The 9,472-nt window shown below is 41.4% G+C and carries 12 protein-coding genes; all 12 read left to right on the top strand.

The features are described 5' to 3' along the window. The coding region (locus tag AABI08_RS07830; protein ID WP_421823504.1) for a phage tail protein at window positions 1-927 on the top strand (927 nt) is incomplete at its 5' end. Further along, a complete protein-coding gene (locus AABI08_RS07825; RefSeq protein ID WP_338344679.1) occupies window positions 924-1,643 on the top strand; it encodes a hypothetical protein in 720 nt (239 codons plus the stop codon). The genes AABI08_RS07830 and AABI08_RS07825, both read left to right, overlap by 4 nt. Next, window positions 1,643-3,559 carry a phage tail spike protein gene (locus AABI08_RS07820; protein ID WP_338344677.1) on the top strand — a complete coding sequence of 639 codons (1,917 nt, stop codon included), beginning with the start codon at window positions 1,643-1,645 and terminating at the stop codon, window positions 3,557-3,559. The genes AABI08_RS07825 and AABI08_RS07820 overlap by 1 nt, the downstream gene beginning before the upstream one ends. Window positions 3,560-3,562: 3 nt before the next feature. Further along, the gene (locus tag AABI08_RS07815; RefSeq protein ID WP_338344675.1) at window positions 3,563-4,360 is read left to right on the top strand and encodes a hypothetical protein; all 798 of its coding nucleotides are present in this window, start codon (window positions 3,563-3,565) and stop codon (window positions 4,358-4,360) included. After that, a complete protein-coding gene (locus AABI08_RS07810; protein ID WP_338344674.1) occupies window positions 4,360-6,183 on the top strand; it encodes a glycoside hydrolase family 66 protein in 1,824 nt (607 codons plus the stop codon). Before AABI08_RS07815 ends, AABI08_RS07810 begins: the two co-directional genes overlap by 1 nt. 21 nt (window positions 6,184-6,204) lie before the next feature. After that, window positions 6,205-6,660, top strand: coding sequence for a hypothetical protein (locus AABI08_RS07805; RefSeq protein ID WP_338344672.1), 456 nt, complete (start codon window positions 6,205-6,207; stop codon window positions 6,658-6,660). Window positions 6,661-6,673: 13 nt separating this feature from the next. After that, entirely contained in the window at window positions 6,674-7,006 is a 333-nt protein-coding gene (locus tag AABI08_RS07800; protein WP_338344671.1) for a hypothetical protein, read from the top strand. Next, window positions 6,999-7,136 (top strand): hypothetical protein, encoded by a 138-nt coding sequence (locus AABI08_RS07795; protein ID WP_338344669.1) that lies wholly within the window; start codon window positions 6,999-7,001, stop codon window positions 7,134-7,136. Before AABI08_RS07800 ends, AABI08_RS07795 begins: the two co-directional genes overlap by 8 nt. Beyond that, on the top strand, window positions 7,137-7,538 hold the full coding sequence (locus AABI08_RS07790; RefSeq protein ID WP_338344666.1) for a hypothetical protein: 402 nt from the start codon (window positions 7,137-7,139) through the stop codon (window positions 7,536-7,538). Continuing rightward, window positions 7,525-7,833 (top strand): hypothetical protein, encoded by a 309-nt coding sequence (locus AABI08_RS07785; protein ID WP_338344664.1) that lies wholly within the window; start codon window positions 7,525-7,527, stop codon window positions 7,831-7,833. The genes AABI08_RS07790 and AABI08_RS07785 overlap by 14 nt, the downstream gene beginning before the upstream one ends. Window positions 7,834-7,859: 26 nt before the next feature. After that, window positions 7,860-8,174 carry a phage holin, LLH family gene (locus tag AABI08_RS07780; protein ID WP_338344662.1) on the top strand — a complete coding sequence of 105 codons (315 nt, stop codon included), beginning with the start codon at window positions 7,860-7,862 and terminating at the stop codon, window positions 8,172-8,174. Window positions 8,175-8,186: 12 nt separating this feature from the next. After that, window positions 8,187-9,083, top strand: a complete 897-nt coding sequence (locus AABI08_RS07775) for a peptidoglycan recognition protein family protein (RefSeq protein ID WP_338344660.1) — start codon at window positions 8,187-8,189, stop codon at window positions 9,081-9,083. Window positions 9,084-9,472 lie beyond the last annotated feature (389 nt).

Below are 9,472 nucleotides of genomic sequence, written 5' to 3'. Positions count from 1 at the left end.
ATCGTTCAAATTGCTATAGCGCTAGTTAACGCAATTGTCCAAATACTTCCGTTACTTATTCAAGCGGTTATTCAAATAGTTATTGCTTTAGCTGGAGCAATAATTCAGAATTTGCCAACAATATTGATGGCAATTATTCAAATTGGTATTGCGATTGTTCAAGGTGTGCTACAAATAGCTGGCGCATTGGTAGTAGCAGCAGTTCAGTTGGTGTGGGCTCTAATTAAAGGGCTGTTGTCTATGATTGGTGCATTAGGTGGAGCAGTTGCTAACCTAGTGATGTCTATCATTAACGGCATTGGATCATTCGTTGGCAACATTTTTAACGCAGGAGTTAATCTTATTAAGAGCTTCATCAACGGATTAATTAGCTTGATTGGAAATGTTGGACGAGCTGGCAAGGACATATTAGATAACATCGTTAAGGCTATTAAAAACCCTCATCTATTAATTGACGCTGGTAAAGCAATTATTGATGGATTTGTTGACGGATTGAAGTCTGCATGGGAAGCAGGTATGAAATTCATTGGCGGAATTGGTAAGTGGATTAAGGAACACAAAGGTCCAATTAGTTATGATGCTCGCCTGTTGATTCCAGCAGGTAATGCCATCATGGACGGTCTTAATCAAGGTCTCCAAGAATCGTACAAAGATGTTCAATCCAATGTATCTGGCATGGCTGATGACTTGGAGAGTAACTTCAGTGGGCAATTGAACGCTAACGCAACGCAGACAAGCCGTAATGTTAGCCAGATTGAAGTGACGGCTAATAATTCAACCAATGGACTGTTGCGAGAGGTAGTTAAGGCCATTCGTGAAGGTCAAGTTATAACTATTAACGGCAATCAAATGATTGGAGCCACCGCCAATGGATATGATGGAGCGTTGGGAGATATTATGACTGATAGGAGGCGTAACCAACTATGATTGATATTGTTGAAAAAATACAATTTGGTCAGTTTGACTCTAAAGAAGAAGGGTTTTATTTGGTCGAGCGGGAAGCTCCCACCCCTTCTGAGAAGACTGTTACCGAGAACTTGAGTTATGCCAATGGTATTCTTGATTTCTCCAATATCACTGGAGAGCGGTTTTATGACCAGCGTACGATTACCTATCAATTTACTATGCCAAACGTGTCTTATTCTGAACGGAAATTAGTTGAAAACAAGGTAAAGCGAATGATTATGGCACCGTTTGACCAGCGTTTGTATGATAGCCACGACAAGGGCTATTACTGGGTTGGAAAGGCTAAGAGCGTTAAGGTTGATGATGACCAAGCTAACAACAAGTTAGTCTTGAGTATCGAATTTGATTTATACCCGTTCGCAATCAAGAACAACAGTAGCATTGACAACTATGATGACTGGGACACGTTTGATTTTGATAACGATTTCATTCAGCCATTCTCGTACCAGATTGACGGAAAGCGTGACCTTGATTTAATGAACGTTGGTGAGAATAGCCTTAGTCCAACAGTGGTGACGAGTGACAATATCGAGGTTATCAAGAACGGTCGTTCGTATCTGTTCAGTCCTGATAAATCGAAAGATTATCTGTTCTCATTAGAACGGGGCAATAATCATGTGACGATTAAGGGCAATGCGACAGTTCGATTTGTGATTCAAAGTGAGGTGTTGCTCTAATGTACCGAGTAATTGTATATAAGAACGCCAATGACCAGGTCGGTGAGGTTCTACATGAGCCTCGAAACTATGGTAATAAGGCCATATCAGGCGAGTTGGATATGCAGTTCAACGGTATCTCAACAGCCTCATTTACAATCACGATGCAGAACAGCCTCTATCGTCAGTCAGAAGCGATTGCTAACCTCGTGAAGGTAGTTGATACCAATACGGGCAAGGTCGTCTTTGACGGCCGTGTAGTTAAGATTGACGGCTCTTTCAGCGGTAGCCATACGCAAGTCTTGCAATGCGAGGACTGTTTGGCCTTTTTGCATGACAGCACGCAAGTCTATCGGAAAGTCCAAGACACCACGATTCGAGATTTCTTGCAGATGATTGTAGATGAACACAATCGACAGGTAGAGCCATACAAACGTTTCCAGCTCGGTAGAGTGACTGTGACGAACAGCACTGATAATGTCTATCGTTATACAGACGATGCGCAGGATACATTTGACACAATTAAAGATAAATTGGTAAGTCGCTTAGGCGGCTTTTTAATTTGGCACCGTGACGGTAATGGCCAACTGGTGTTGGAGTATTTAGCCAGCGTTGGCGAACATATCGACACACCAATCAAGTTGGGTAAAAACTTGAAAAGTGCCAAGCGTGAATATGATGTCCGAGACATTATCACTCGCCTAGTACCAATCGGTTCGCCAATTGAACAGGAAAATACTCAGCAGTCTAGTGATGATACAGCCGCTGCCCAGCCTAAAACAACGATTGAATCAGTCAATAATGGTATTCGATACCTAGACGACACGGCCTTAATTGGACGCTTTGGCATTATTCAGAAGGCGGTTGAGTGGACCAATGTAAAAGTTCCTAGCATTCTGAAGAGCAAAGGCCAGGAATATTTGCAAAACCAGCGAGTCGGTTTGTTGACGTGGTCGGTTGATGTGGTTGATATTTCTTTGTTAGATCCAACATATAAGTCATTTGAGATGGGTAATTTCTATCCAATTTATGACCAGTTCTTGGGTCTTGTGGAAGATTTACAAGTGGTAGCGAAGAAGTTGGACATCACTCAGCCACATAAGATGTCACTTACGATTGGAACGAAGAATCGGACGCTATCACAGTACCAGTTAGATTATCAGGCGGCTATGCAATATGCCCAGCAACAACGGCAGAACGCTCAACAGACTGCTAATGATTTGAAGAATCGAATTAAGGAACTGTTAGAAGCGACTAATCGTATTCCCGAACAGGATAAAGAGATTGCTGATTTACAAGCACGGCTGAAAGAACTTGAATCACAACAGTCACAATTCTTTGACGGTGCGATTGTTGATGTTTCCGAGTTCCAAGGTGATATTGACTGGAATAAGGTCAACAGTGCAGGACTAGCGTTGGCAATTGTCAGAGTGCAGTACGGTGCTAATCGTGCTGATTTGAAGTATCAACGAAACCTGTCCGCATTAGGCAATCTAGGCGCTAATTACGCCGTTTATTCATATATGACTGCTAGTGATACTGCTAGTGCTGAAAACGAAGCACAGGCGCTTTATACAAGGACACAGCAGGCAAGCAACGGCAAGCAACCACGCTTCTATATGATTGACGTGGAAGAAACCACTGGAAGCAATATGTGTGGCATTGTCGAGGCCTATATGAATAAGTTAAACAGCTTGGGTGTACCAGACAGCAAGATTGTCCTGTACATTGCCAATCAGTTGTACAACTCGTTCAACTTGAACGTTAGTCGTGCTGGTTCAATTATGATTCCAGCCTATCGTTCAACGCCACCAGACCATGCTTATGACTTGTGGCAATACACTAGTTCAGGTTCGGTGATCGGTATTAATGGTAACGTGGACATGAGTAAGAATTACTCTGACAGATTTAAAAATCAGTATTTAAGAAAGGAGTAGAAAATGGCAAATGATAATGGCTTCGTGGATACTACGCCACAGGCTGGTAACGGCGATCAGTACCGAGACCCGACTCATATCCCGAGTGATAACGAGTTTTCGCAAGACATTAAGAGCGGCGTTGTCGATAGTAACAGTCGGACGTTGGCTAAATGGTTGCGTGAGAAGCAGTGGGGGACTGATACACGAGAAGCGTTGGCTTTGTTCGTTGAATGGCTATCCACTAAGTGGCACAGCAATAAAGAATTGATTGATAGTAATTCTAGTCGTCAGTCACAGGTCGAAAAAAGGCAGACGGATTTAGAGGGTCGATTTACTGGTTTACTAAGTGGCGCAACCAAAGATAGCGAGGTGATTGATGCACGAAACAGCCAGACATATGGACAATTTGATGTGCTGGACAAACGGTTTGAGAACATCGAAACTTTGCTATCTAAGTACGTGCCACAAGGATTTGAGGTGACGATTAAGCACAATTTGAATCGAATGCCTGCTGTGTCTGTATTCAGCTATGAATGGGCAATTGGAACAGCCCCTGATGGCTTCGGGACAGAACCAGATGGATTATTCGGTGGGACTAATCCTGTATCAGTAGCCAGTAATGTAGTCTATTCAGATGCTAACACCATCAAAGTTGTTCTTCCGCTGGATTACAAGTTGTCTGGTGAATTAGAACAACACGATAATAGCTGGTACTTGATTGATGGGATTAAGACATTGAAGTTCACGCTTGATTCATCTAATCAGGGGATTCATGTTCCAAATGCCAATTTGGAGAAGTTAGGAAAGGTAGGTGAGTGATGACTGACATTGATTATGGCTATTTGAAAGACGACGATGGCCAGCGTTTCTATCCAATCACTAATTATGAAGTGCTAACGAATAAGCCTGATTTGAGTGACTTTGCAAAAAAATCTGAAATAAAAACAAACAGTGCAGATTTAGCTAATAAGTTTTCAAATTTAAAAACTGACAAGGCTATTTATAATCCGAATGATGTTGTTATATTCAACCTTACATTGAATCAAAGCGTTGCCAAGATTCGTATTACTAAATTTAGGAACGAACAGAATTTAGGTTCGGAAGACGTGCTCGGCTACGGTAATAATTTCCAATATCAATGGCAGGTAAATGGCGACGACAATGCCCAGTATCTTGTTAAGTTCTCTAATTTAGACAACAATGACAATGTTGTGTTTAGCGATTATATTGCTGTTAATGTCAACAGTAATCCAGGTGTGTTTCCTATCATGGGATTTTTGTCGAAATACGATAATTACGACCCAAACGCTCAAAAAAAGATTATTGAATACTTAAGCCGCTTGCATATTAACTACGTTCAATATTATGACTGGTTCGAGTATCACGATATTCCACTTTATACCGGGGACCATAACCAACCATCAGCTTATTGGACTGATTTCGCTAATCGGCCAACACGGTTGGACGTCATTCAAAAATATATTGAATTATGTAAGGAACGCAACATGCGTTCAATGGCCTATGGGTTAATGTATGGGGCAAGTACCAATCAGAATATTAACGGTTTAAACGACTGGTCGTTCTTATACGACAACAAGACTACCTCACATAATCCTGATGGTGTCACAGTTAATCGTCTACCTCACCCTATGTTCAAGAATGACTTATACATTCTAAATTTCTTAAATGACGATACCAAGAAATTGATTTTTGACAGATGGCAGGATGTATTCAATGCCTTACCGTTCGATGGTTGGCACATTGACACGTTGGGAGATTTTGGTTCTAAATATCCATTCAACGCTGATGTTGTTGATAGTAATTGGTTAGCGAATGTCGGATATAAATATTTTGTCAAAGGTGCAAGAGATTATTTTGGCAATGATAAGCAACTGGGTGTTAATGCAGTAGCCACTTATGGATTTAATCCAATAGCCGGTGAGTCTGTTAATTACTTATACAGCGAACAGTGGGATTTTGAGGCGAAAACTTATGATGAAATCTACCAAAAAATCCGCCAAATGCGGAATGTTAGAAGTGACATTGGGCTAATCATCCCAGCCTATATTCACAAGAATAAGAACTGGTGGAACACGAATTATCAATTTAACACCGATGGCGTGAAATTGTTAAACGATGTCATTATAGCCGGCGGTGCTACTCATTTGGAGATGGGCGAACACATGCTAAGTCGTGAGTATTTCCCAAATTCAGATGTATCAATGACTCAAGAATTGATTGATTATTTGCCCAAGCAATATGATTTCATGGTTGCTTATCACCATGAGTTATCAATCAATAATCCGACTGATTATTTCACGCTAAACAGGCCTAATATAAATAGTAAGAATTATGTTGATAACACTAAATATACTGTAATTGAGAATAGTGACTCTTGGGTTACTTCTGCTTCGATCATTAATACAAAGGGATTAAATGGTAACGACTGGCAAGACGCCAACGCTGATAGAAAGCTACCTGAACCTGTTTACAACGAGCAGGCTAAGTTTAACTCTAAATTTAGTCACGTCTATTGCGCAACGATCGAAAATCCTGAGCCTATTGAGCTATCACAAGACCAGTGGGGAAACTTTGTAATTCCGGAAATTAAAAATTATACATTAATTTGGGGGATTCGTTAACAATTGAAAGAAGGGGAGATAATGAAAGAAATCTTTAAAGGAATGGACAATGGTCCGCAAGCGATTAATGATAATTTTAATGAATTGACTAGCTCTAGTCGTAGCATGGAAGTGAAAGATTTGAAAGCGACAGGATCGCTGACTTCAATGCGCCAATATAAAGCTACAGCCGAAGCTTGGCAAGGATTTACCATTTCATTTTATCGTGTGAACAACACTATCAATATAGTTGCGACAGGTAATGCAAACGTCAAGATTGATGGCTGGGCGCCATTTGGTGCGAATGTCCCATTAGGTTATCGTCCGGAACATGAAACACAAGCCTTAATTTATGTAGGAAATCAGCCTGGATTTATTACAGTTGGGGCAGATGGTTCAATGTATAACGGTGGTGTATGGAATACGATGAATTCCGATTATGATAAGCAAGTTAGAATTATTGGCTCTTGGTCAACGCTAGATGCATTGCCAGAATAGAAAGGAGACAAGCATGGCACAGAAGAAATGGTATTTTTTATACGATTCAGAAACGAAAGAATTGATTCCTGGTGCTCGTTACGAAGAAGAAGCACCAGAAAATGCTACAACAGTTGAGCCAAATGGGTTTAAAGGATTACCCAAGTGGAACGAAAGTCTTAAAAAGTGGGAAGGGCAGTCGTTGGATGAATGGCTTGACAACCAAAAGTCGAATACAAGTCAGCAGGTTGACCAAAACCAGCAGTTGGCTAAGTTAGCGATGAAAGTCATGCAACTAATGCAAAGTAATGCTGATTTAACGGCTCGAGTGAAAGCCTTTGAAGCAAAGGAGGGCCATAATGTCTGAAATGTTTGAGTTTGTGCAATCAATGTATCCTAAATATTGGGACCGGTCAGCTATCCAATTGGCGGTAGAGATTCACTGGGTGACACAGGAAGAAGCTAGCCGCATCCTATCGGGTAAGATTGGAGGTTGAATGAAACGACATTTTTGGAAAAATCGTCAGTGGGTCACCATTGCAATTGAAGAAATTATTGTCGGAATCATCGTCATGCTGCACTATCAACAATTAGATGTTCGTTTGCCGCCCGCTTTGGGTTTACTAGATGATGCGCCATTTGGGCTGTTATATTTGACAGTTGGTGTGGTGCTTCTAGTTAATTCTTTGTGGGATTTTTATTGGCATCGAATTCGACTAGTGTTGATTGCACTGTCCGGTGGTCTTTGGACGATGTTGACAGTCAGCTATGCTTTAAGTGATTTTGTGACTAATAATGTGACAATCATTCCGTTTATCTTCGGTATCATCACGATTAATGTTTTTCTGAGTGCTTGGATTGAACCTCGACACAAGTTGAAAGGCGGTGGCCGTTATTGACTATTCAAGCGTGATCATTGGCGTGATGGGGTCATTGGGTGTGATTGCGACCGCTTACTTTGGGTGGAATGGCAAGAAGGAAGACACGAATCAGAAACACGATGATACTTTAAGCGCCATGTTCAAGGCACAAAGTGATCTAGTAAAAGACCTTTCGTTACAGGTTAGCGATTTGAATATGGAAATCAAGAAGTTACGGACAGACAACGAAAATCTGACGAATGAGAATCGAGAGTTACGGATCGAAGTCCGCAGCTTGACGAACAAGATAGATGAATTAATGACGGCTAATTAGCCGTCTTTTTTATTGGAGAAAAGAATATGACATTAACAGACGTATCAATTCTAGCAGGAACATTGTTAGTCATTGCAGCGCCAGCGGAACACGCTTTGATTCGTTGGCTGCGCACCAAAACTAAGAACGGTAATTTGCAATTGCTACTAACATGGGCAGACCAAGCTGTTGCCCTGTTGGAAAAGAGTGACCTAGGAGGCGTTCAAAAGAAGCAACAAGCCGTTGACTATGTAGCGACTCGGTTGGCCGCTAACAAGCTGACAGGCAAGTTCTCACAGGAACAGTTATCAGCAGTTATCGAACAAGCAGTGGCACAGCTGAACGCCACTACAACTAAATAAGGAGGAATACACATGACAGTATCAGGATTAGCAACACCTTATGGATTCCAGTCATTCCCTAATTTCACTCAGGGACGTCAGGGTAATTCAGTTAATAAAATCGTGATTCACCACATGGCCACGACTGACTATGATTCAGTACCTGGCATTTGGAACAGTCGCCCAGCTTCGGCTCACTATGGTATTGGGCCAAATGGAGAGATTCGTTCCTATGTAGACGAAGAGAACACAGCATGGCACGCGGGCGATTGGAATGCCAATTTGACTTCAATTGGCATTGAACATTGCAATATCAACGGTGCGCCAACTTACGACATTTCACAGGCCACTGTTGAATCGAGTGCTAAGTTGGTAGCTGACATTGCTAAGCGTTACGGATTCGGCCAAGTTGTACCATACAAGAATTTGTTCCCACATTCTGATTTCATTAGCACAGCCTGCCCAGGCCAGCTAAAGGACAAGTTGCAAGACATTGCGGATAAGGCAAATGCCATTAACAATGGAGGTCAGTCAGTTCCAACGCAATCAGCGACGACTGTACAACCAACCTCAACAGGTTTATCTGCCATTGATAAGTTCAAAGCAGGGGGCGACCGCTTCGTGTTGCAGGGTTCATTTATCAACAACACTTGCGAATTGCAATATGGCATCTATCAGTCACGCGCAGATGAACTGTCTGCAGTGCCGTTTGCTTGGAAAGATAATGGTATTCCAACTAAGTTGTTAGATGATTTATCTGATCCAAATGGACGCTCATTTAATGATGGGGCCACAGTACGATTTAAGTCACAATATCAGCGAGGAACGATTGATAAGTATAGCGTTAACGCTAACGCCGTCGGAATTGATTTCTTGGACGGAAACGGTATCATCTGGTTTGATGCTGACAAGTTCTGGAATCACGAATAATCTAAGCCCTTCGGGGCGTACATATGATAAAATTTAATAGAAAGCTACTCGGGCTGTACGCAGTTGGATAGCGGAATTGACGGGGTAAAACGCAGACGTGCGCCCGTCTTTTTTGATATAATTAGCTGTGGGCACTGTTGTGTCGACTTCCATATGACAACGAAAAGCAGTCGATTTAGGCTGTTTTTTAGTTGAATGTGATAAAATTGTGATAAAAACACGTTGGAATGTTGTTATAACAGCTTTTTAAATGCCTTTCGTCGGCATCATCAGTACTTATTCAAAAATGTAACTTTCTTAAGTTACATTTTTTTTATTTTTATCTGAAAATTTTTTAGACAGTTTTTATCAAAAAGAATAGAATAGCAATACGATAATTCATCGTGATT

The sequence above is a fragment of the Fructobacillus evanidus genome, assembly GCF_963580165.1.
Lineage (GTDB): Bacteria > Bacillota > Bacilli > Lactobacillales > Lactobacillaceae > Fructobacillus > Fructobacillus evanidus.
Note: the sequence above shows the minus strand (reverse complement) of the source record. Positions and strands in the feature narration are given on the sequence as shown.